Raw genomic sequence first — 22,483 nt, 5'->3', positions numbered from 1 at the left:
CGAGTGCCCCGGAACCCGTTTCCGGGGCACTCGCCGCCGGCGACCGTCTCAAGGGGACAGTTCCTCGAGCACCTGGCCCTTGGTTTCGACGGCGTGCCGGATGGTGACCACGCCGCCGATCAGTGCGACCACGGCGAAGGCGGCGAAGACGTAGCGGATGCCCAGGCCGGCGACGACGAAGCCGACGAGCAGCGGGCCGGCGGAGGAGGCGGCGCGCAACCACGCGCTGCCGACGCCGGTGCCCACGGCGCGCAGGCGGGTGGGGTAGAGCTCGGCGGAGTAGAGGTAGAGCGAGAAGGCGATCGTCTGCAGGATGGCGTAGGCGATCGGGGCGAGGATCACCACCTGAGTCGCGGTCGTGGCGCCGAGGGCGGTGAGCACCACCAGTGGCACGGTGGCGGCCAGGAAGGCGATGGCGTACCAGCGTTTGCGGCCGACCTTGTCGATGTAGAGCGCGCACAGGACGGAGGCGACGACACCGACGGCGGAGGTGATCCAGCCGTAGAGCAGGCTGGTCTGCAGAGGCAGGTCGAACACCTGCCGGTAGAGCGTGGGCAGCCAGGTCACCAGTCCGTTGTTGATGACGTAGACGGTGATCCACAGCGCCCATAGCATCAGCGTCCGCTTGAGGTAGATGCCGCGGAACAGGTCGCGCCAGCCCGAGCCGGTGGCGGGTGCGGTGACGGGGCGGGGGACCGGCTCGGGCAGCGGTTTGCCTTCCTTGACGGCCTCTCGTTCGAGCATGGTGACGACCTTGTCGGCGCGGTCGAACTTGCCCTTGGCGGCGAGCCAGCGCGGGGATTCGGGCATGAACACCCGCAGCGGGATCATCAGCACGGCCGGGACGAGCCCGACGACGAACAGGGCCCGCCAGCCGAACTCGGGCACCAGGAAGTAGCCGGCGAGCCCGGCGAAGAGCAGGCCGACCGGGAAGATGACCTCGTAGAGCAGGAAGAACCGGCCGCGTTTGCGGGCGCCGACGAACTCGTTGATGTAGGCGCTGGCCACCGGCACCTCGCCACCGGTGCCGATGCCCTGCAGGAAGCGGAACACCAGCATCGAGGCGCCGCTCCAGGCGAACAGGCACGCGATGTCCATCGACACGAACAGCACGATGGTGATGAGCAGGGTGCGCAGGCGGCCGATGCGTTCGGCGAGCCAGCCGAACAGGATCGCGCCGACGAACTGGCCGACGTAACCCGCGGAGAGGATCATGCCCACCCAGGCGGGGGTGAGGTGCCATTCGGTGACCAGTTTGGGCATCGCGAAGGCGATGACCAGCACGGTGTAGGCGTCGAAGAAGGTGGCCGTGCCGATGATGACGCGGATCATCAGGAGCCGGCGGGTGACCGGGAGCCGCTCGAGCCGCGCCACCAGCGCGGCGTTGGCCGTGGCGGCCGCCTCGGGGCTGCCGGCAGCGAAAGTCGTCATGGGTTTCGTTTCCTCGCCCTCCGCCGCGGTGCGGAGTCGTGGGGACAACATTGTCGCCGGTCCCGGCGGCGGGGCCGCCGCCGGGACGCGAGTGGAGCTCAGACGAGTTCGGCGCTCTTGAGCGCCTGCACGATCTCCTCTTCGGCCTCGGGGGAGAGGTCGATCAGCGGGGAGCGGACGCCGGCGTGCTCGAGGATCCCGCGCGCCTTGAGGCCGAGCTTGAGGGCGACGGTGCCCTCCATGTGCGAGCCGCGGTGGTAGACGGCCTTGGTGACCGGCAGCAGGCGGTCGTGCACGGCACGGGCGGCGGGGTAGTCGCGGGCCTTGCCCGCGGCGATGAGCTCCAGCAGGGGCTCGGGGGCGAGGCCGCCGTAGCCGACGAGCAGGCCGTCGACGTCGAACATGGTGTGCAGCAGGTACTCGTCGTGGCAGGACAGGATCTGCAGGTCGGGGTGCTCGCGGCGGAGCACCGGGATCTCGGTGTCCCAGCGGCGCATGTTGCGCACGCCGTTCTTGGTGGCGAACACGCCGTCCTGCGCGGCGATCTCGAGCTGGGTGTCCAGGTCGTAGGTGGCCTTGGTGTTGTCCGGATACTGGAACAGGATGCAGGGCAGGCCGGACTCCTCGTAGATCGCCCGGTAGCGGTCCTGCGGCGCGCCGGCTTGGTAGCCGAAGCGCAGCCAGCCGTGTGAGGGGTAGATCAGCCCGGCCTTGGCGCCTGCGGCGACGGCGCGTTTGGCCTCGGCGACCGCGACCGCGGTGCCCTCGCCGGTGATCCCGGCGATCACCGGGATGTCCACGGCTTCGGCCAGGTTGGCGATGGTGGCGACCTGCTCCTCCTGGGTGAGGAAGGTGCCCTCGCCCGCGTGGCCGAGGATCACCAGGCTCTGCACGCCGTCGTGCCCGGCCAGCCAGGTGCCCAGCTTCGCCATCGCGGCGTGGTCCACCTCGCCGTCCGGCGTGAACGGGGTGACCGGCGCGGGGTTGAGGCCACGGAGGTCCAGTGTCATCTCGAAGTGCTCCTTCTCGTCGGCGAGTGTGGGAACGGTTGCGGGAACGTTCCCATAGAATGCGCCACGTGCCTCCCGCCGTCAACAGCGAGTCCGGAAAGTCCTCGCCGACCAGTAGCCTGACCCCCGTGGTGACCATCCTCGACGTTGCCCGGGCCGCCGGGGTCAGCAAGTCCACCGTGTCCCGTGTCCTGGACGAGCGGCTGCCGCGCTCCAGCAGCCCCACCGCCGAACGGGTGCGGCGGGTGGCCGCCGAGCTCGGCTACGTGCGCGACCCGCTGGCCTCCGGGCTGCGCCGGTCGGGCACCAACACGGTGGGCGTGATCGTGCCCCGGCTGACCGACACCGTGATGGCGATGCTCTACGAGGAGATCGCCGCCGCCGCGGGGAGCCGGGGGATGTTCGCGATCGTCGCCACCACCGAGGACAAGCCCGACACCGAACGGCTCGCCGTGCAGACCCTGGTGCGCCGCCGCGTCGACGGGCTGATCCTCACCACCGCGCGGCTGGGCACCCCCACCGCCCGCGACGTGCCGCACGCGCTGGCCCTGCGCACCGACGGCATCGGCCCGGCCGCCGTCGGCGACGACCGGCTCGGGGCGCACCTGGCCGTCCGGCACCTGCTCGACCTCGGGCACCGGCGCATCGGCCTGGTCGGCGGCCCCGGCTACGCCTCCAGCGCCCAGGAACGGCTCGCCGGCTACCGCGAAGCCCTCGACCAGGCCGGGATCGGCTTCGACGACCGGCTGGTCGCCGGGGACGCCTTCTCCATCGAATCCGGGGAGATCGCCGGGCGCGACCTGCTGGACCGACCGGACCGGCCGACCGCGATCTTCGCCGTGAACGACAACACCGCCATCGGCGTGATGGCCGCCGCTCACGCGCTCGGGCTGCGCGTGCCCGAGGACCTGTCGATCGTGGGCTACAACGACATCCCCATCGTCAGCCGCCTGCCCGTGCCGCTGACCACCGTGCGCGTCCCGTTCGGACAAATCGCGGCCGGCGCGCTGGACCTGCTCACGGAAGCCACCCGCGGCGAGCAGCCCCGCACGCTCGTCGCCACACCCACCCTCATCCCACGGCGCTCCACCGGGCCAGCGCGCGCGTGACGGACTCCGAGCTAGCGGAGCAGGTAGTGCAGTGCCCGTTCGGCGCGGTCCGGGTCCGGGGGTTCGCCGGTGATCGCGTCGGTGTAGACGAACGATTCGCCGACGCGGACACACAGGTAGGCCAGGTCGTGCAGGTCGATGTCCACCACGGACAGAGCACCCGCCTCGCGCTCCTTGTTCAGCAGCGTCTCGACCAGTGCGACGAGCCGGGGCTGGAAAGTGTGCCCGCCGCGGGTGAGGACGCGCAGCGCCGTTTCGGTTTCGGTGGTGAGGAAGTGCCGCATGCCGGCATGCGCGAGCGTTTGCCGGACGAACGCCGACATGGCGTTCGCGATGCGCGTGCCCCCGGTCCCGTCCGCCGAGGCGTACGCGTCGAGCATCGTCCGTTCGCCGAGCCGCCACACCACCTCGGCGAGGATCGCGTCCCGGTCGCCGAGCCAGCGGTAGACGGTCACCCGGTTGACGCCGAGCGCCTTGGCGAGGTCGTTGACCTCCACCCGCTGCCGCGCGTTGAACGTCCGCACTGCCAGGTGCAGGGCGCTCTCGCGATCGGGCCGGCTCGTCGGTGCCGTCATGGGCAGCGGGCGGTGACGTAGCAGGCGAGTGCGGGTTCGGACGGCACCCGGTGCGCGGCGACCGTCAGTTGCGCCGAGACCTGCGCGGTCAGCGTCGCGAAGGTGAGCGGGCCGGTCACCGGGTGCGCGCCGGGCATCAGCAGGCGGCCGCAGACCGACCGCTCGATCCGGCCGGGGTCCGCCGGGCCGGGGTGGGTCAGCGCGTCGATCGCCAGCGCCGACGTGACGGGGTCCAGGGTGCCGATGAGCAGGTGTTCGGGGACGGCCAGCGGGCAGACCTCCTGTACGGCGACGTTGGTGATGTTCCCGCCGCCCCCGTGCAGGGAGGAGGTGCCGGTGTCGTCCAGGTTGGGCTGCACGAACTCGTCCGTGCGCGAATAGATCTCGGTGTAGCTGATGCCGGGGAAGGTCTCCTGGCCGGAGTTGAGTGCCTGCACGAACTCCGAGCTCGCTCGCTGCTGCCACAGCGCCGGAGCGCAGTCGGGGACGCACAGCGCGGGGACGACCACCGAGCCGTGGTTGGTGCCCGCCATCCCGATCACGTCGTCGACCATGTGCCGCGTGTCGGGCCAGAACCGCAGCGACCAGCGCATGATCATCCCGCCCTGGCTGTGTCCCATCACGGCGATGGGGCGCCCGGCGAGCTCGTACATCTCCCGGATGGCGTAGGTGACGTACTGGGCCCGTACCTGCATGTCGCCCATGTTGTAGCGATCCACCGGCGAATCCGACGTGCAGTACGGGATACCGAGCCGGCGGAACAGCCGCTCGTAGGTGAAGCCGAAGTTCTGTTCGCTGTCGACGGTCGTGGCGGGTGTGAGCAGGACCGGTTCGCGCGTGGCGTTGCGGACGTCGGCGGTGCAGTCGAGGCTGTCCGCCAGGCGGGGCGCGGTCAACTCCGGTCCTGGCCGGTCCACCGGCGCGTAGGTGCCGGCCCGGGCAACGCCACTCCAGCCGGTGACGGCGAGGAGGGTCGCGGCGGCGGCGGCGAGCAGGCGGTGCCGAATCGGGCTGCGCATGGGAATTCCTTCCGGCCGGTGCCGCCTCGTCGCGACGCCGGATGCAACTGAAACACGAAATGTTGCATCCGGCAAGACGGCGGGATCGACGGTCGTCGGGAACCCCTCGGGGCGCTCGCGCGTTGACAGTACCTACGGGACCGTAAGTTACGGATTCGTAGGTTCCTGCCCCGGTTCCCGAAGGACGTGCGCATGACGCTTCCCGACACCACCCGCCTGATGCACGAGCTCGAGGGGACGGTCGAAGAGAACCTCAACCGGCACCTCGCGGCGGCCCAGGACTGGATGCCGCACGAGTTCGTGCCGTGGAGCGAGGGCCGGAACTTCGCGGATCTGGGCGGCGAGGCGTGGGACCCGGAGCAGTCGCGGGTGTCGCCGGTGGCGCGGACCGCCCTCGAGGTCAACCTGCTGACCGAGGACAACCTGCCCAGCTACCACCGGGAGATCGAGCGCGCGTTCGGCCGGGACGGGGCGTGGGGGACCTGGGTGCACCGCTGGACCGCGGAGGAGGGCAGGCACGGTATCTGCATCCGCGACTACCTCCTGGTGACGCGCGCGGTCGACCCGGTCGAGCTGGAGCGCATGCGCATGGAGACCATGCAGGCGGGCTACGACAGCGGGGACAAGCCGCTGCTGCGGGTGTGCGCCTACGTGTCGTTCCAGGAGCTCGCGACGCGGCTGTCGCACCGCAACACCGGCCGCTACACCCAGGACCCGCTCGCGGAGAAACTGCTGGCCAGGGTGTCCACGGACGAGAACCTGCACATGGTGTTCTACCGCAACCTGGTGAAGGCGGCGCTGGAGATCACGCCGGACGCGATGATGCGCGCCATCACCGACGAGGTGCTCGACTTCGCGATGCCCGGCGCGGTCATCCCGAGCTTCGCGCGCAAGGCCGCGCTGATCGCCAAGGCCGGGATCTACGACCTGCGCATCCACCACGACGACGTGGTGATGCCGCTGCTGCGGTACTGGAAGGTCTTCGAGCTGGAAGGCCTGGGCCAGGTAGGGGAGACCGCCCGCGACGAGCTCGCGGCATTCCTCAAGGGACTCGACGCGCAGGCGTCCCGCTTCGAGGACCGCCGAGCAGCCGCACTCGCCCGCGACGCCGCGCGGGACCGCCCGCTCGCCTGACTCCCCGCTCGACGCCCGCACGGGGCGGCCCGTGCGGGCGGGCTCGACCGTCACCCGGGTAGCGGGGCGGTGGGCAGCGGGCCTTGAGCGACCTCTGGACTCAGCGTGAAACCGAACTCCCTGGACATCATCGCCAGTGCCAGGACGAGCTCTTCGAGCTTCGAGTACGGCCTCGGCACCGGGAGCAGCCTCCCGGGCGGGCCCAGCCAGTGAGTAATAGGACTGGTTCAGCAGAAAGCCCGCTGTGCGGCCGTCGGGTGAGTGACAGCTGACGTGGTTCGGACCCATTTCGGTGAGGATGACGGTCACGAAGTCATGGCCGACCGTTAAGCAGTCCAAAGGTTCCGTGGGTAATGACCCTGCTCTGATCGGCTCCACCACGAACACCCACTCGCCGCGGTCATCCACGACTGGTGACAGGGGGACAAGATGGGCCACCTTCACCGCTCGCCCGGTGGCCCGCGGCGGGCAGAATCGGGGGCATGAGCGGCATGAAGAGCAGCGAGCTGGCGGAGTTCCTGCGGACCTGCCGGTCCCGGGTCAGCCCCGAGGAGCTGGGCCTGGACGGCTCGGCGCGGCGGCGGGTGCCCGGGTTGCGGCGCGAGGAGCTGGCGCAGCTGGCCGGCGTGAGCGTGGACTACTACACCCGCCTGGAGCAGGGCCGCAGCCGCAGCGCTTCGGCTGAGGTGCTGGACGCCCTGGCGACCGCGTTGCGGCTGAACGACGCCGAGCGCCAGCACCTGATGGACCTGGGGCGTCCGGAGCCCGCGGTGCGCAAGCGTCGCGCCCGGCCGCAGCGGGTGGACCCGGCCACTCTGCGGCTGGTCGAAATGCTGGACGAGGTGCACTCGCCGGCGTTCGTGCTGGGGCGGCGGCTCGACGTGCTCGCCCACAACCGGCTCGCGGGCGCCCTGATCACCGAGTTCCGGGCGCTGCCCGCGGCCGACCGCAACCAGGCGCGGTTCGTGTTCTTCGACCCGCACGCCCGCGAGCTGTACCAGGACTGGGAGGCCGTCGCCGCGGACACGGTCGCCATGCTGCGCCTGGACGCCGGCCGCTACCCGGACGACCCCCAGCTGTCGGCGTTGATCGGTGAGCTGTCCATCCACTCCGAACACTTCCGGAAGTGGTGGTCCGACCACAAGGTGCACCGGCGCACCACCGGCTCCAAGGGCTACCACCACCCGCTCGTCGGCGACCTCACCGTGCAGTACCAGGCGCTCCACCCCGCGGGCGACCCGGACCAGATCCTGTTCGTCTACACCACCGAACCCGGCTCCGCGTCGGAAACGTCGATGCGCCTGCTGGCCAACTGGAACAGCACCGAGAACCACGATCGCGAACTGCCGGTGCGCTGATCCCGGTATTTCGTTGGTGCTCTGCTGGTGCAGGGGGCGACGCTGCCTGGGTGGATCCGCTGGGCGCGCCCGTCCGCCGACCCCGACGACACCCAGCCGGCCGAGGTCGTGGCCCGGCTGGCGGCGATCGCGCAGAGGGCGGAGCCCGGTGCGGCATCGGGTTCCGCCCGCCGGTGGTTACGCGGCACGCGCTGGCCAGCCTCGTCGCGGTGGGCTCACCCACTGAGCTCAGAGCGTCTCCGGCACCTCCCGCACCGCGCCCTTGTCCGCGGACATGGCCATCGCCGCGTAGGCGCGTAGCGCTGTGGACACCGTGCGCTTCCGGGTGCGGGGCCGGAACGTCGCCCGGGCCCGGCGTTCGGCGAGCACCTCGTCGGGCACGTCGAGGTGCAACGTCCGGCCGGGGATGTCGATGACGATCCGGTCGCCGTCCTCGACCAGGGCTATCGTGCCGCCCGCGGCGGCCTCCGGCGAGACGTGCCCGATCGACAGGCCCGAGCTGCCGCCCGAGAACCGGCCGTCGGTGACCAGCGCGCACTCCTTGCCGAGGCCGCGCGCCTTCAGGTACGTCGTCGGGTACAGCATCTCCTGCATCCCCGGGCCGCCGCGCGGGCCCTCGTACCGCACCACCACGACGTCGCCGGGCTGCACACGCCCGGCCAGGATCGCCTCGGCGGCCTCCTCCTGCGACTCGGTCAACACCGCCCGCCCGGCGAAGGTCAGGATCGAGGAGTCCACACCCGCGGTCTTGACCACACAGCCGTCCTCGGCCAGGTTCCCGCGCAGCACCGCCAGCCCGCCGTCAGCGGAGTAGGCGTGGGCGACGTCGCGGATGCAGCCGCCCGCGGCGTCCAGATCCAGGTCGTGCCAGCGCTCCGACTGCGAGAACGCCTCGGCCGAGCGGCGGCAGCCGGGTGCGGCGTGGAACAGCTCGACCGCCTCGGGGGAGGGCGAGCCGCCGCGGACGTCCCAGGTCTTGAGCCACTCGGCGAGCGAGTCGGCGTGCACGGTGCGGACGTCCTCGTGCAGGTGCCCGGCGCGGTGCAGCTCGCCGAGGATCGCCGGGATGCCGCCGGCCCGGTGCACGTCCTCCATCAGGTAAGTGCCGTTGGGGGCGACCTTGCACAGGCAGGGCACCTCCCGGGACCGGCGCTCGATGTCGGCCAGCGTGTAGTCCAGCCCGGCCTCGTGCGCGGCGGCCAGCAGGTGCAGCACCGTGTTGGTCGATCCGCCCATCGCCAGATCCAGCGCCATCGCGTTGTCGAAGGCCGCGTGCGAGGCGATCGCCCGCGGCAGCACGCTCTCGTCGCCGGAGTCGTAGTAGCGGTGCGCCAACTCCACCACGGTGCGCCCGGCCTGCTCGTAGAGGGCGCGGCGCGCGGTGTGCGTCGCGAGCACCGAACCGTTGCCCGGCAGCGCCAGCCCCAGGGCCTCGGTGAGGCAGTTCATCGAGTTCGCGGTGAACATCCCCGAGCATGAGCCGCAGGTCGGGCAGGCGGCCTCTTCGATGCGGGCGATGTCGGCATCGGACACCGAGTCGGCGACCGCGTCGGACATCGCGGAGACCAGGTGCAGCCGGGTGCGCACCGTGCCGTCGACGAGCACCGCGGTGCCGCCCTCCATCGGGCCACCGGAGACGAACACCGTCGGGATGTTCAGGCGCAGCGCGGCCATCAGCATGCCGGGGGTGATCTTGTCGCAGTTGGAGATGCACACCAGCGCGTCGGCACGGTGGGCCTGCACCATGTACTCGACCGAGTCGGCGATCAGGTCGCGCGAGGGCAGCGAGTACAGCATCCCCTCGTGGCCCATGGCGATGCCGTCGTCGACGGCGATGGTGTTGAACTCGCGCGGGATGCCGCCGGCCTCGCGGATCGCCTCGGACACGATCCGGCCGACCGGCTGGAGGTGGACGTGGCCGGGCACGAACTCGGTGAAGCTGTTGGCGACGGCCACGATCGGCTTGCCGAAGTCCTCCCGGGCCACCCCGGCGGCGCGCAGCAGCGCGCGGGCGCCGGCCATGTTGCGTCCGTGTGTGACAGTGCGTGATCGCAGTTCGGGCATGCGCTCACGATGCCCGCGCCAGGCCGGGAAGCGAAGACGGTGCGAACACTAGTAGTGGCACTACTAGTGTTGCGGGGTGACCATGCGTGCGCTCGGTGAGTTCCTGCGCGACCGGCGGACCCGGCTCGTGCGGGCCGACCTCGACCTGCCCCCGGTCGGCCGCAACCGGACCACCGGGCTGCGCCGCGAGGAGGTCGCCTACCTCTCCGGGGTCAGCGTCACCTGGTACACCTGGCTCGAGCAGGGCCGCGACATCAACCCTTCGCGCGAGGTCCTCGACGCGATCGCCCGCACGCTGCGGCTCACCGGCGCCGAGCACGCCTACGTGCTCTCCCTCGCCGGCTACTCGGCGCCCCCGCCTCCCGCCGCGCCGAAGCCCGAAGCCGCGCCGGAACACGTGCAGCGCCTGCTCGACGCGCTCGCGCAGTCGCCCGCCTACGCGGTGGCCCCGGACTGGCAGATCACCGGCTGGAACGCCGCCTACGCGGCCCTCTACCCGAACGTCGCGACCGTGCCGGCACAGGACCGCAACCTGCTGTGGCTGGTGTTCACCGACCCGTACGTGCGGCAGCTGCTGCCGGACTGGGAGGTCACCAGCCGCCGGTTCCTCGCCGAGTTCCGGGCCGAAGCCGGGCCCCGGCTGGGGGAGTTCGGCTACCTGATCGACCGGCTGCGGGCGGCCAGCGACCACTTCCGGGCGGGCTGGGAGAGCTTGGGCGTCGAGCGGTTCGCCTCCCGCGAGCGCCTGTTCCGGCACCCGGTGGCCGGGGAGCTGCTGCTGGAACACCACCAGCTCACGCCCCAGGACCACCCCGGCCTGCACCTGGTGGTCTACACCCCGGTGCGCGAGGCCGATGTCGCGGCGCTGCGGCGGCTGCTCGGCGCGCCGTCCGAATAGGACGGACGGCGCGCCGGAGCCGCTCAGACCGCCTGCGCGGTCGGCAGGATGGTGATCTCGCTGAGGTTGACGTGACGCGGCACCGCGGCGATGAACGCGATCGTCTCGGCCACGTCCGCCGGGCTCAGGCACTCGATGTCGCGCAGCAGGTCGGCCATCAGCTTGCTGGCGTCCGGGTCGGTGACGTGGTCGGGCAGCTCGGTGTCGACCATGCCCGGCTCGATCGCCGACACCCGCACCATCTTGCGCCCCAGCTCGACGCGCGCCAGGCGGCTGAAGTGGCTGAGGTAGGCCTTCGTGCCGGAGTAGACAGAGAACTTCTCCAGGATCCGGGTCGCGGCGATCGACGAGGTGATGATCAGGTCCGCGGGCCCGCCCGCCTCCGCCGCGGCGACCAGCTGCGGCACGAACGCGGCGAGGACGTTCATCACCCCGGTGACGTTCAGGTCGATCTGGCGCTGCCAGTCGTCGACCTTCAGGTCCTCGATCGGCGAGATCAGCTGCACCCCGGCGTTGTTGACGACCAGGTCGGCCCGGCCCAGCCGATCGGCCACCTGCTCCGCCGCCGCGGTGACGGCCTCCCGGTCGGTGACGTCCAGCGGGAGGGCGAGCGCGGTGCCGCCCGCGGCGGTGATCCGGGCGACCAGGTCGTCGAGGTTGTCCTTGCGGCGCGCGGCGACCGCGACCTTCGCCCCCAGCGCGGCGAGCCGTTCCGCGGTGGCGGCCCCGATCCCGCTGCTGGCGCCGGTGACGACGGCGACGCGGCCGGCGAGCGGGGTTCCGGTGATGACCTGCGACATGACGGTTTTTCCTTTCCGGTTGCGGGTTTTCGTCCCGATGCCTTCACACAACCAGTCCGTAAGCCGGAAAAGGGGCCGCACCAATGCCCAGGTGATCGGGGGACAGGATGTCCCCCTCAGCGCGGTTTGGTGGCCCACTCCGTCCCAGGATGAGCGAGGCCCTTTTCGGCGCCCTTTTCGCTGCTCCGCGCTGGTTGAGTGCGGGGCACAGGCACAACGCCGAAAGCGAAGGAGAGACGAGGAAATGGCTACTTGGCTGATCACCGGCGCGTCCCGCGGCCTCGGTGCGGAAATCGCCCGCGCGGCACTCGCGGGCGGCGACACGGTGGCGGTCGCGGTCCGCAACCCGGACCGGCTCCCGGACGACCTCAAGTCCACCGACCGCGTGTTCCGGGTCGCACTGGACGTCACCGACACCGCGGCGATCGCCCCGGCGGTGGAGTCAGTGGTGAACCGGTTCGGCGGAATCGACGTGCTGGTCAACAACGCCGGCCGCGGTCTGCTGGGCGCCCTGGAGGAGATCAGCGACGCCGAGGCCCGCTCGCTGTTCGACCTCAACGTGTTCGGGCTGATCAACGTCACCCGCGCGGTGCTGCCCTACATGCGTGAAGCGGGCGGCGGGAAGCTGGTCCACATCGGATCCCGCTCCGGTTTCGAGGGCGAGCCCGGGGTGAGCATGTACAGCGCGTCGAAGTTCGCCGTGGCCGGCATCAGCGAGGCCCTGTCGGTCGAGCTGGCGCCGTTCGGGATCCAGAGCATGGTCGTCGAGCCGGGCGTGTTCCGCACCGACTTCCTGGACGCCAGCTCGCTGTCCCTGCCGGAGAACCGCATCGCGGCCTACGACGGCACCCCGGCGCACGCGACGCTGGACTGGGTCGGCGAGGCCAACCACACGCAGCTGGGTGACCCCGTCCAGGGAGCCGCGCTCATCTACGAGGTCACCGGCCAGGAGAAGCTGCCCACCCACCTGCTGCTCGGCCGCGACGCGATCGACCGCTGGCAGGTCAAGGTCGACCGCATCGCCGACGACACCGAGCCGTGGCGGGCGAAGTCCATCGCGACCGCCCACCAGGACTGAGGCGGACCGCCCCGCGGGTTCGTCCTGGACGACCAACCCGCGGGGCCGCGTTCGTCGGCGCGAACGAACTTTTCCGCCACCGGCGCCGCTACCTTGGCCCGATGGCGAACCTGGACGAGATCACCGGCTGGCTCGGACACGACTTCCCCCGCCTGGTCGAGGCGCGTGAGGTGCCCGGCGCGGCCATCGCGGTCGCCGTGGGCGGCGACGTCGCCGACGCGGCCGCCGGGGTGCTGAACCGCGCGACCGGGGTCGAGGCCACCCCGGACTCGGTGTTCCAGATCGGGTCCATCACCAAGGTCTGGACCACCACACTCGCGATGCAGCTGGCCGACGAGGGCGCGCTCGACCTGGACGCGCCGGTGCGCCGGTACCTGCCAGAGTTCCGGGTGGCGGACGAGAGCGCCGCCGCCGCGATCACCGTCCGCCAGCTGATGTGCCACACGTCCGGCTTCGAGGGCGACCTGTTCACCGACACCGGCCGCGGCGACGACTGCGTCGAGAAGTACGTCGCGACGCTGAGCGGCACCGACCAGCTGTTCCCGCCGGGGGAGATGTTCTCCTACAACAACGCGGCCTTCGTCGTGCTCGGCCGCGTCATCGAGGTGCTCCGCGGCAAGCCCTACGACCAGTGCCTGCACGACCACCTCGCCACCCCGCTCGGCCTGACCCACTTCGCGACCAACGCCGACGAGGCGATCCTGCACCGCGCCGCGGTCGGCCACCTGCCGGGCGGGCAGCCGGCCCCGGTGTGGTCGCTGGTCCGCTCCAACGCACCGGCCGGATCGGCCCTGGCGATGCGGCCACGGGACCTGCTGACCTTCGCCCGCCTGCACCTGACCGGCGGCGCCGCCCCGGACGGCACGCAGCTGCTCAGCCCGGGCAGCGTGAAAGCCATGCAGGAGCGGCAGGTCGGCCTGCCGCCGCTCGGCCTGATGGGCACCGCGTGGGGTCTCGGCTGGGAGCTGTACGAGTGGCCCGGCGGCACCGTCCTCGGGCACGACGGCGGGACGATCGGGCAGTCGGCGTTCCTGCGCGTGGTGCCCGGCCGGGACGTCGTGATCGCGCTGCTCACCAACGGCGGGGACGCCATCGGCCTCTACACCGACGTCTACGGCCACCTGCTGCCCGAGCTGGCCGGGATCGCCCTGCCGCCGCTGCCGGAGCCGCCCGCGGACCCGCTGCCGGTCGACGGCCGCCGCTACCTCGGCACCTACTCCAGCGAGGTCGCCGACCTGACCGTGACCCAGGACGACGACGGCCGCCTCTGGCTGGACCAGCGGCCCAAGGGCCTGCTCGCCGAGCTGGGCGAGGCCGAGCGGACCGAGCTGGTCCGGCTGGACGACGACGTCCTCATCCCGCGCACCCCTGTCCACGGTGTCCACCTGCCGCACGTGTTCGTCGGCGACGACGGCACCGGCCGGGCGGCCTACGTCCACTCGGGGCGGGCGACCCGCCGCTCCGCCTGACCCAGGAGACACGATGAAGACCGCTTCGATCACGGCCGCGGCCGCCGTGCTGGCGCTGGCGCTGACCGCCTGCGGCGGCGGCGCCGGGTCGACCACTGTGGACGGTGGCACGTTCACGCTGGTCTCGGCAGGCGACCCCGGCAGCCTCGACCCGCACTTCACCACGATGTCGGTGACCATCCAGGCCGACCGGTTCCTCTACGACACGCTCGTCAACATCGACCCGGGCGGCAACATGGTCGCCGGGCTCGCGGAAAAGTGGGAAGGCGACACCACCACCGCGAAGTACACGCTGCGCAAGGGCATCACCTGCTCGGACGGGACCCCGCTGACCGCGTCGCAGGTCGCCGACAACATCAACTTCGTCAGCGACCCCGCCAATGGTTCCGCGTCGCTGGGCCTCTACGTGATGCCCGGGGCGAAAGCAACCGGCGACGACGCGGCGGGCACCGTCACGGTCACCAGCCCGACCCCGGACTCGTTCCTCGTCCGCGACATCGGCGGGCTCTTCATCGTCTGCGGCAAGGGGATGGCCGACCGCGGGCTGCTCAAGCAGGGCGCGGACGGCACCGGGATGTACACCCTGACCGAGGCCGTCGCGGGCGACCACTACACGCTCACGCGGCGCAAGGACTACGCGTGGGGGCCCGGCGACTGGAAGACCGACACGCGCGGGCTGCCCGACACCGTCGTGATCCGGGTCGTCGGCAACGAGCTCACCGCCGCGAACCTGCTGGCGTCCAGGCAGGTCAACGCGGCCGCCGTGGTCGGCCCCGACCAGCAGCGGCTGCGCGGCATGGGCCTGACCGCACACGACATCGAGTCCCCGTTCGGCGAGCTGTGGTTCAACCAGCGCCCCGGGATGCCCGGCGCGGACGTCGCGGTGCGGCGCGCCCTGACCCAGGCGCTCGACCTCGGCCAGCTCGGCCAGGTCCTCACCAGCGGGACCGGCCGCGCGCCGAAGAGCCTCCTCGCGCCCGGGCTCGGCCCGTGCGGCGGCGACACCATCAGCGGGCTGCTGCCCGCCTTCGACCTGGCCGCCGCGAAGTCCGGTTTGGACTCCGCGGGCTGGGTCGCGGGCCCGGACGGCGTGCGCGTCAAGGACGGCAGGCCGCTGGCGCTCACCTTCTACTACCCGTCGACGCTCGGCTCGACCATGCAGGCGGCCGCCGAACTGGTCCAGCAGCGCTGGTCCGCGGCCGGCGCGCGGGTCACCGTCAAGGGCATGACCGACACCGAGTCCACGCAGGTCCTCACGGAGGGCGTCTGGGACGCGGCGTTCGTGCCGCTCGGGGTCTTCCTGCCCACCCAGCTCGTCCCGTTCTTCTCCGGCAGCGGCAACAACTTCGCGGCCGTGCAGAACCCCGCTTACGACGCGGCGGTCCAGCAGGCCGGCGCGCTCGCCGGCGCCGACGGCTGCGGCAAGTGGGGCGAGGCCGAGCAGGCGCTGGTGCGGGAGCTCAACGTGGTGCCGTTCGTCAACGCGGTGCGGCCCACGTTCGTGCAGGGCGCCACGCTCGAGACGAGCCAGGGCAGCATCACCCCGAGCTCGATCCGGATGCTCGGCTGAGGCGCGTGGTGACCACCGCGATCCGCCCGGCCGGACTGGGTGACAACGTCTGGGTCCGGTTCGCCGTGCGGCGGCTGGTCCGGGTGCTGGTGTCGGTCTGGGTCCTGCTCACCGCCGCGTTCGGGATGATCCACCTCATCCCGGGCGACCCGGTGCGGGCCGCGCTCGGGCCGACCGCCGCGCCCGAACTCGTCGAGGCCCGCCGGGCCGCGCTCGGCCTGGACGACCCGTTGTGGCAGCAGTACCTGCACTACCTCGGGAACCTGTTCACCGGCGACCTCGGCACCTCCCTCGGCTCCGGACTGCCGGTCGCGCAGGTGATCGGCGACCGGCTGCCCGCGACGCTGGAGATCGCGGGGTACGCGTTCCTCCTCGCGGTCGTCGTGGCGATCCCGGCAGGCACGGTGATGGCGGTGCTCACCCGCGGCGGGAGGCGGCGGACGACCGAGCTCGCGTTCACCTCCGCCACCGCCGTCCTGGCCGCGATCCCGGAGTTCCTCATCGCGGTGGGCCTGGTGTTCGTGTTCGGGGTCAGCCTCGGGTGGCTGCCGGTGGCCGGGCGGTCCGGGCCGGAGTCCTACCTGCTGCCGGTGCTGGCGCTGGCCGCCGGACCGGCCGCGGTGCTGGCCCGGATCACCCGCGTGGAGATGCTCGCCGTGCTGCGCGCCGACCACATCCGCACCGCCCGGTCCAAGCGGCTGCCGGCGAGCTGGATCTACCTGCGGCACGCGCTGCCGAACGCGCTGACGGCGACGCTGACGCTGGGCGGGCTGCTGCTCAGCGCGATGGTCGCGGGGACGGTGCTGGTGGAGAACGTGTTCGCCTGGCCCGGCGTCGGCAGCACCATCGTGCAGTCCATCCTCGCCAAGGACTACCCGCTGGTGCAGGGCGTGGTGCTCGTCTACGGCCTCGGGGTGCTGCTGGTGAACCTCCTCGTCGACGTGGCGCTCGCGCTGCTCGACCCGCGGTCGGCGATCAGGGAGAGCTGAGAACGTGCCGAAGTCGAACTGGAGCGCGGCCCTGCGCCGCCCGCTGGGCGCGAGCGCCGCCGTGGTCGTGGTCGCCGTGCTCGGGCTGGCGGTGCTCGCGCCGCTGCTGTGGGCGGACCGGGCCGCGGCGCTGGACACGAACCAGATCCTGCGCGGCCCCTCCGCCGAACACTGGATGGGCACCGACGGGCTCGGCCGCGACATCTTCTTCCGCGTGCTGGTCGCCACCCGGCTGTCGGTCGAGCTGGCGCTCGCCGCCACCGCGATCGGCGTGGCCGTCGGCCTGCTGCTGGGCACCGCCGCCGTGCTGCTCGGCAAGCGCGCGGGACGGCTGGTGTCCGCGGTGGTCGACATCGCGGTGGCCTTCCCCGGGTTGCTGCTGGCGCTGTTCTTCGCGGTCATCTTCGGCGTCGGCGCGCGCGGCAGCGTGCTCGCCATCGGCCTGGCCATCGCGCCCGCGTTCGCCCGGCTCACCCGGACGATGGTGGCCCGCGTCGCCGCGCTGGACTACGTCTCCGCCGCGCGGATCGCCGGGGTCGGCCGGTTCCGCCTGCTGGGGCGGCACATCCTGCCCAACGTCGCCGAACCCCTGGTCGTCAACGCGACCATCACGACCGGCAGCACGATGCTGGCCTTCGCCGGGCTGTCGTTCCTGGGCCTGGGCGTGCAGTCGCCGGACTACGACTGGGGCCGCCTGCTTCGCGACGGTCTCGACGTGCTCTACCTCCACCCGGCCGCCGCGCTCGCGCCCACGGTGGCGGTGGTGGTCGCCGGGCTCGCGTTCAGCCTCTTCGGCGAGGCGGTCGCCACCGCGATCGGCGCCGACACCACCCGGCACCCGCGACGGGAGGCGCCGGCACCGCCACCGGCGGCCGCCCCCGCACCCCAGCCGGCGGATCCCGTGCTGGCGGTGGAGAACCTGCACGTCACCTTCCCCGGGCCGGTCACCCCGGTGCGCGGCGTGAGCTTCGCGCTGGCGCGCGGTGAATCCGTCGGCGTCGTCGGGGAATCGGGGTCCGGCAAGAGCCTCACCGCGCTCGCGGTCGCCCAGCTGATCGAGGAACCCGGCCGGGTGCACGCCGACCGGCTGGAATTCCTCGGGCAGTCGCTGCCCGGCGCGGACACCCGCGCGCGGCGGCAGTTGCTCGGCACCTCCTTCGCGATGGTCTTCCAGGATCCGATGACTTCGTTCAACCCCACCCAGCGGGTCGGCAACCAGCTCGCCGAGGTGGCCCGGTACCACCGGGGAATGACCCGCCGCGCGGCGTTCGCGCGTGCCGTCGACCGGCTGCGCGCGGTGCGCCTGCCCGGCGCCGAGCGACGGGCCCGGCAGTACCCGCACGAGTTCTCCGGCGGCATGCGGCAGCGCGCGATGATCGGCATGGGACTGATGTGCTCGCCCGCGCTGATCGTCGCCGACGAGCCGACCACGGCGCTCGACGTCACCGTGCAGGGCCGCGTGCTGCGGCTGCTCGCCGACGTGCGCGCCGCCGACGACGTCGCGATCCTGCTCATCAGTCACGACATCGGGGTGGTCCGCCGGATGTGCGACCGGGTGCTGGTGATGTACGCGGGCCGGATCGTGGAGGACCTGCCGGCCGCGGACCTGGACTCGGCGGCGCACCCGTACACGCGGGCCCTGCTCGCCGCCGTGCCGGACATGACGACCGATCGCGACCGGCCGATGGCCGTCATCCCCGGCCGTCCCGCCGACCCCGCGGACCTGCCGCCGGGCTGTGCCTTCGCGCCGCGCTGCCCGCTGGCGACCGAACGGTGCACGACCGAGGAGCCGCCACTGGTGCACGGAGTCGCGTGCTGGCACCCCGTGGTGGACGTGCCGCGCGAGCAGATCCGGGTGGGGGAGGCGCGATGAGCGAACTGCGTTTCGAGGGCGTCTCCGTCCGCTACGGCTCGCGGCGGCGCGGTACGACCGCCGTGGACGGGGTGGACCTCACCGTGCCGGACGGCGCGATCGTCGGTCTCGTCGGCGAGTCCGGCTCCGGCAAGTCGACCCTCGCCCGCGCCGCGGTGGGCCTCGCGCCGGTCACCGCCGGGCGGATCCTCGTCGGCGGACGGCCGGTCCGGCAGCCCGGTCCGGTGCAGATGGTGTTCCAGGACCCGTACTCCGCGCTGGACCCCCGGATGACCATCGGCGCCTCGATCGCCGAGGCGATCCCGCGCGGCCGGACCGACCGGCGCGCCGAGGCTGAACGCCTCCTGGCGCAGGTCGGCCTCGCCGCGGACCGCGCCGGGATGCGGCCCGCCCAGCTCTCCGGCGGGCAGCGCCAGCGCGTGGCCCTGGCGCGGGCGCTCGCCGCGCGCCCGGAGGTGATCATCGCCGACGAGATCACCTCCGCGCTCGACGTCTCGGTGCAAGGCACCGTGCTCAACCTCGTGCGCGACCTGCAGGAGCGGACCGGGTTGTCGATGCTGTTCATCTCGCACGACCTGGCGGTGGTGCGCTACGTCAGCGACTTCATCGCCGTGATGTACCGGGGCCGGATTGTCGAACACGGTCCCGCCGACCGGGTCCTCACTGAACCGGAGGACCCCTACACCCGCGAGCTGCTCGCGGCCGCTTCCGGTGGGGACGTGTCCGATCCGGACACCGGCTCCGGCGAGGAGCCCCTGCCCGTCCGACCCCTTCGCGCACAGAGGAGAACCCGGTGACCCGACGCCAGCGCATCACGGACCTGACCGACCTGACCGTGCCCGAGCAGCCCGCGCTGTCCCCTTCGGGCGACGCGGTCGTCTACGTCCTGCGCGGCAGCGACCTCTCCGCCGACGAGAACGTGCACAGCCTGTGGCGCGCCGACGTCCCCGCCGGGCGGGCGCGGCGGTTGACGCTCGGACGGGCCGACACCGCACCCGCCTGGTCGCCCGACGGCAGCCGCATCGCGTTCCTGCGCGCGGTGGACGGGCCGCCGCAGGTCTGGCTGCTGCCCGCCGGCGGCGGCGAGGCCGAGCGCCTCACCTCGTTGCCGCTGGGCGCGGGACGGCCGGTGTGGAGCCCGGACGGCACGAAGATCGCGTTCACCGCGGCCGTCGACCTCACCCCGGACGAGGCCGACCACGCGCCCATCGTCGCCGACCGGCTCGACTACCACGCCGACGGCGCCGGTGTGCTGCGCGGCAAGCGCGCGCACCTGCACGTCGTGGACGTCGCCACCGGCGACTGCCGCCAGGTGACCAGCGGCGACTGGCACGCCGGGGATCCGGCGTGGTCGCCGGACGGCGGCAAGCTGGCCTTCGCCGCCGCCACCGGCGCCGAGCGCGACCTCGCCATCCGGGTCCCGGTGCACGTGCTCGACGTGACCGATCCCGCCGCCACCCCGCGCGAGGTGGGTCTCGCCGACGGGCTCGCCGCGGCGCTGACGTGGACGGCGGACGGCGGCGCGCTGCTCGTCGTCGGCAACCAGCGCGGGCCGGAGAGCCACGCCGGGCTGATCCGGATCCCGCTCGACGGGGGCGATCCGGTGAACCTCGCCGCCGCGCTGGACCGCAACGTGATGCCCGGCGGTCCCGCCTACCCCGGAGCCTGGCCACAGCTCACCGATGACGGCCGCAGCGTCCTGTTCTGCGTGCGCGACCGCGGCTGCACCCACCTGTACTCGGTGCCCGTCGACGGCGGCACCCCGCGCCCGGTGCTCACCGGCGCCGGACGGACCGTGGCCGGGCTGAGCGTCGCGGGGACCACCGCGGCCGTCGTCCTCACCACGCCGGACTCCTACGGCGAAATCGTCAGCCTCGACCTGTCCACCGGCGCCGAGACCGTCCTCACCGGACACACGGCGGAGGGCATCGAGCTGGTCACCCCGCAGGAGCGGGAGTTCCGCATCTCCGACGGCACCGTCGTGCACGGCTGGCTGCTGCGCGACCCGGCCACCACCGGCCCCGCGCCGCTGCTGCTCGACATCCACGGCGGACCGCACAACGCGTGGCAGGGCGGCGCCGACGAAATCCACTTCTACCACCAGGAACTCGTCGCCCGCGGCTGGACCGTGCTGCTGCTCAACCCGCGCGGCAGCGACGGCTACGGCGAGGAGTTCTTCACCGCCGTCCGCGGCGGCTGGGGCACCGCCGACGCCAAGGACTTCCTGGAGCCGCTGGACGACCTCGTCGCCGAAGGCGTCGCCGACCCGGACCGGCTCGCGGTCACCGGGTACAGCTACGGCGGCTTCATGACCTGCTACCTCACCAGCCGCGACGACCGGTTCGCCGCGGCCGTCGCCGGGGGCGTGGTCACCGACCTGACCAGCATGGCGGGCACCTCGGACGAGGGGCACCTGCTGGCGGCGCACGAACTCGGCGCGCTGCCGTGGGACGACCCCGATGCCTACGCCGCGATGTCGCCGCTGGCGAAGGTCGACCAGGTCCGCACGCCGACGCTCGTGCTGCACGGCGGCGCCGACCTGCTCTGCCCGGTGGGCCAGGCACAGCAGTGGCACACCGCGCTGCGCGAGCGCGGCGTGCCCACCCGGCTGGTGCTGTACCCGGGCGGCGCGCACGCGTTCATCCTCAACGGACGGCCCTCGCACCGCCTCGACTACAACCGGCGCGTCGTGGACTGGGTCGAGCGGCACACGCCCGGCCGCCGCCCGCCGCTGGACGCCGCGCACTGGCAGCGGCGCCTGACCGAACTCGCCGAACGCCACCACGTGCCCGGTGCGGCGCTGGGGATCCTGCGCCTGGGTGCCGAGGACGAGGTGGTGCAGGCCGCCCACGGGGTGCTCAACGTGAACACCGGTGTCGCGGCCACGACGGACTCGGTGTTCCAGATCGGCTCGATCTCCAAGGTGTGGACGGCGACCGTCGCCATGCAGCTCGCCGACGAGGGGCTGCTCGACCTCGACGCCCCCGTGGCGGACGTGCTGCCGGAGCTGCGGCTGGCGGACCCGGACACCACCAAGCAGGTGACGATGCGCCACCTGCTCACCCACACGAGCGGCATCGACGGCGACGTCTTCACCGACACCGGCCGCGGCGACGACTGCCTGGAGAAGTACGTGGCGCGGCTGGACGAGGTCGCGCAGAACCACCCGCTCGGCGCCACCTGGTCCTACTGCAACTCCGGGTTCTCGCTGGCCGGACGGGTCATCGAGAAGCTCACCGGCGGCACGTGGGACGCCGCGCTGCGGGAGCGCCTGTTCACCCCGCTCGGTCTGACCCGCACGGTGACGCTGCCCGAAGAGGCGCTGATGTTCCGCGCCGCGGTGGGCCACGTCGGCTCCCCGGAACCGGTCACGGCGCCGGTGTGGACGCTGCCGCGCTCCGCGGGCCCGGCCGGCCTCATCGACTCCACCGCGGCGGACGTGCTGGCGTTCGCGCGAATGCACCTGACCGGCGGCCTGGCCGCCGACGGCACCCGCGTGCTCAGCGCGGAAGCGGCCGCGGCGATGGCGGACAAGCAGGTCGACCTGCCGGACAAGCACTCGCTGGCCGACTCGTGGGGCATCGGCTGGTTCCGGCTGCACTGGGACGGGCAGCTGGTGCTCGGGCACGACGGCAACACGATCGGGCAGGCCGCGTTCCTGCGCCTGCTGCCCGCCGCGGGGCTCGCGGTCACGCTGCTCACCAACGGCGGCAACACCCGCGGCCTGTACGAGGACCTGTACCGGGAGATCTTCGCCGAACTGGCCGGCGTCGCCGTGCCACACCCGCTGGCGCCGCCGGACGAGCCGGTCGCCGTCGACATCACCCCGCACCTGGGCACGTACGAGCGCGCGAGCACCCGCATGGAGGTGTTCCTCGACGGGGACACACCGAAGCTGCGCACCACCGTCACCGGCGAGCTGGCCGAGCTCGTGCCCGACCCGGTCGAGGAGTACGAGCTGGTCGCCGTCGACGACGACCTGTTCGTGGTGTGGATCCCGCAGATGGAGTCCTGGATGCCGGTCACGTTCTACTCGCTGCCCACCGGTGAGCGGTACGTGCACCACGGCGTGCGGGCCACACCGAAGGTGGTGTGAGCATGCCGTT

The 22,483-nt window shown here is 72.5% G+C and carries 17 protein-coding genes; 11 read left to right on the top strand and 6 right to left on the bottom strand.

Annotation, left to right across the window (positions count from 1 at the left end; translation table 11 throughout):
• Positions 1-48 precede the first annotated feature (48 nt).
• Together L2C96_RS04735 and L2C96_RS04730 are read right to left on the bottom strand one after the other, a co-directional pair.
• Positions 49-1,431, bottom strand: coding sequence for an MFS transporter (locus L2C96_RS04735; protein WP_237335289.1), 1,383 nt, complete (start codon positions 1,429-1,431; stop codon positions 49-51).
• Between the two features lie 98 nt (positions 1,432-1,529).
• Complete coding sequence (locus tag L2C96_RS04730) at positions 1,530-2,441, bottom strand: dihydrodipicolinate synthase family protein (protein WP_123686122.1); 912 nt, start codon at positions 2,439-2,441, stop codon at positions 1,530-1,532.
• 68 nt (positions 2,442-2,509) lie between these two features.
• On the opposite strand from L2C96_RS04730, the gene L2C96_RS04725 reads away from it, so the two are divergent.
• Positions 2,510-3,550 carry a LacI family DNA-binding transcriptional regulator gene (locus tag L2C96_RS04725; RefSeq protein WP_237335288.1) on the top strand — a complete coding sequence of 347 codons (1,041 nt, stop codon included), beginning with the start codon at positions 2,510-2,512 and terminating at the stop codon, positions 3,548-3,550.
• A gap of 11 nt (positions 3,551-3,561) precedes the next feature.
• Here the strand turns inward: L2C96_RS04725 and L2C96_RS04720 are convergent, their stop codons facing one another.
• Positions 3,562-4,125 carry a TetR/AcrR family transcriptional regulator gene (locus L2C96_RS04720; protein ID WP_237335287.1) on the bottom strand — a complete coding sequence of 188 codons (564 nt, stop codon included), beginning with the start codon at positions 4,123-4,125 and terminating at the stop codon, positions 3,562-3,564.
• Positions 4,122-5,144 carry an esterase/lipase family protein gene (locus L2C96_RS04715; protein ID WP_237335286.1) on the bottom strand — a complete coding sequence of 341 codons (1,023 nt, stop codon included), beginning with the start codon at positions 5,142-5,144 and terminating at the stop codon, positions 4,122-4,124. The genes L2C96_RS04720 and L2C96_RS04715 overlap by 4 nt, the downstream gene beginning before the upstream one ends.
• Before the next feature lie 192 nt (positions 5,145-5,336).
• On the opposite strand from L2C96_RS04715, the gene L2C96_RS04710 reads away from it, so the two are divergent.
• Both L2C96_RS04710 and L2C96_RS04705 read left to right on the top strand, forming a co-directional pair.
• Complete coding sequence (locus L2C96_RS04710) at positions 5,337-6,278, top strand: acyl-ACP desaturase (protein WP_237335285.1); 942 nt, start codon at positions 5,337-5,339, stop codon at positions 6,276-6,278.
• Between the two features lie 491 nt (positions 6,279-6,769).
• Entirely contained in the window at positions 6,770-7,636 is an 867-nt protein-coding gene (locus tag L2C96_RS04705; protein WP_237335340.1) for a helix-turn-helix domain-containing protein, read from the top strand.
• 228 nt (positions 7,637-7,864) lie between these two features.
• On the opposite strand, the gene ilvD is transcribed toward L2C96_RS04705, so the two are convergent.
• On the bottom strand, positions 7,865-9,700 hold the full coding sequence (ilvD, locus tag L2C96_RS04700) for a dihydroxy-acid dehydratase (protein ID WP_237335284.1): 1,836 nt from the start codon (positions 9,698-9,700) through the stop codon (positions 7,865-7,867).
• An 82-nt stretch (positions 9,701-9,782) separates the two neighbouring features.
• Between ilvD and L2C96_RS04695 the strand changes: the two genes are divergently transcribed.
• Positions 9,783-10,598 carry a helix-turn-helix transcriptional regulator gene (locus L2C96_RS04695; RefSeq protein ID WP_237335339.1) on the top strand — a complete coding sequence of 272 codons (816 nt, stop codon included), beginning with the start codon at positions 9,783-9,785 and terminating at the stop codon, positions 10,596-10,598.
• Positions 10,599-10,621: 23 nt separating this feature from the next.
• On the opposite strand, the gene L2C96_RS04690 is transcribed toward L2C96_RS04695, so the two are convergent.
• Positions 10,622-11,398: an SDR family oxidoreductase gene (locus tag L2C96_RS04690; protein ID WP_237335283.1), complete on the bottom strand. Its 777-nt coding sequence runs from the start codon at positions 11,396-11,398 to the stop codon at positions 10,622-10,624.
• Between the two features lie 244 nt (positions 11,399-11,642).
• Between L2C96_RS04690 and L2C96_RS04685 the strand changes: the two genes are divergently transcribed.
• From L2C96_RS04685 to L2C96_RS04655, 7 genes are all read left to right on the top strand, one after another.
• A complete protein-coding gene (locus tag L2C96_RS04685) occupies positions 11,643-12,476 on the top strand; it encodes an SDR family NAD(P)-dependent oxidoreductase (RefSeq protein WP_020415940.1) in 834 nt (277 codons plus the stop codon).
• A gap of 101 nt (positions 12,477-12,577) precedes the next feature.
• The gene (locus L2C96_RS04680; RefSeq protein WP_020415939.1) at positions 12,578-13,945 is read left to right on the top strand and encodes a serine hydrolase domain-containing protein; all 1,368 of its coding nucleotides are present in this window, start codon (positions 12,578-12,580) and stop codon (positions 13,943-13,945) included.
• A gap of 13 nt (positions 13,946-13,958) precedes the next feature.
• Positions 13,959-15,515: an ABC transporter substrate-binding protein gene (locus L2C96_RS04675; protein WP_237335282.1), complete on the top strand. Its 1,557-nt coding sequence runs from the start codon at positions 13,959-13,961 to the stop codon at positions 15,513-15,515.
• 5 nt (positions 15,516-15,520) lie between these two features.
• Positions 15,521-16,504: an ABC transporter permease gene (locus L2C96_RS04670; RefSeq protein ID WP_237335281.1), complete on the top strand. Its 984-nt coding sequence runs from the start codon at positions 15,521-15,523 to the stop codon at positions 16,502-16,504.
• A 4-nt stretch (positions 16,505-16,508) separates the two neighbouring features.
• Entirely contained in the window at positions 16,509-18,377 is a 1,869-nt protein-coding gene (locus tag L2C96_RS04665; protein ID WP_237335280.1) for a dipeptide/oligopeptide/nickel ABC transporter permease/ATP-binding protein, read from the top strand.
• The gene (locus tag L2C96_RS04660; protein ID WP_237335279.1) at positions 18,374-19,174 is read left to right on the top strand and encodes an ABC transporter ATP-binding protein; all 801 of its coding nucleotides are present in this window, start codon (positions 18,374-18,376) and stop codon (positions 19,172-19,174) included. The genes L2C96_RS04665 and L2C96_RS04660 overlap by 4 nt, the downstream gene beginning before the upstream one ends.
• Positions 19,171-22,473: a serine hydrolase gene (locus L2C96_RS04655; RefSeq protein ID WP_237335278.1), complete on the top strand. Its 3,303-nt coding sequence runs from the start codon at positions 19,171-19,173 to the stop codon at positions 22,471-22,473. The genes L2C96_RS04660 and L2C96_RS04655 overlap by 4 nt, the downstream gene beginning before the upstream one ends.
• Positions 22,474-22,483: the final 10 nt, after the last annotated feature.

Origin of the sequence: Amycolatopsis tucumanensis (assembly GCF_021654135.1) — a bacterium.
Classification (GTDB): Bacteria; Actinomycetota; Actinomycetes; order Mycobacteriales; family Pseudonocardiaceae; genus Amycolatopsis_E; species Amycolatopsis_E tucumanensis.
This window is presented reverse-complemented; position numbering and strand designations above follow the sequence as displayed.

Excerpts from the sequence above, each read along its gene's own strand:
- L2C96_RS04710 (WP_237335285.1), top strand. The coding sequence starts at position 5,337 with ATGACGCTTCCCGACACCACCCGCCTGATGCACGAGCTCGAGGGGACG.
- L2C96_RS04685 (WP_020415940.1), top strand. The coding sequence starts at position 11,643 with ATGGCTACTTGGCTGATCACCGGCGCGTCCCGCGGCCTCGGTGCGGAA.
- L2C96_RS04735 (WP_237335289.1), bottom strand. The coding sequence starts at position 1,431 with ATGACGACTTTCGCTGCCGGCAGCCCCGAGGCGGCCGCCACGGCCAAC.
- L2C96_RS04660 (WP_237335279.1), top strand. The coding sequence starts at position 18,374 with ATGAGCGAACTGCGTTTCGAGGGCGTCTCCGTCCGCTACGGCTCGCGG.
- L2C96_RS04715 (WP_237335286.1), bottom strand. The coding sequence starts at position 5,144 with ATGCGCAGCCCGATTCGGCACCGCCTGCTCGCCGCCGCCGCCGCGACC.
- L2C96_RS04695 (WP_237335339.1), top strand. The coding sequence starts at position 9,783 with ATGCGTGCGCTCGGTGAGTTCCTGCGCGACCGGCGGACCCGGCTCGTG.
- L2C96_RS04675 (WP_237335282.1), top strand. The coding sequence starts at position 13,959 with ATGAAGACCGCTTCGATCACGGCCGCGGCCGCCGTGCTGGCGCTGGCG.
- ilvD (WP_237335284.1), bottom strand. The coding sequence starts at position 9,700 with ATGCCCGAACTGCGATCACGCACTGTCACACACGGACGCAACATGGCC.
- L2C96_RS04680 (WP_020415939.1), top strand. The coding sequence starts at position 12,578 with ATGGCGAACCTGGACGAGATCACCGGCTGGCTCGGACACGACTTCCCC.
- L2C96_RS04705 (WP_237335340.1), top strand. The coding sequence starts at position 6,770 with ATGAAGAGCAGCGAGCTGGCGGAGTTCCTGCGGACCTGCCGGTCCCGG.
- L2C96_RS04720 (WP_237335287.1), bottom strand. The coding sequence starts at position 4,125 with ATGACGGCACCGACGAGCCGGCCCGATCGCGAGAGCGCCCTGCACCTG.
- L2C96_RS04690 (WP_237335283.1), bottom strand. The coding sequence starts at position 11,398 with ATGTCGCAGGTCATCACCGGAACCCCGCTCGCCGGCCGCGTCGCCGTC.
- L2C96_RS04730 (WP_123686122.1), bottom strand. The coding sequence starts at position 2,441 with ATGACACTGGACCTCCGTGGCCTCAACCCCGCGCCGGTCACCCCGTTC.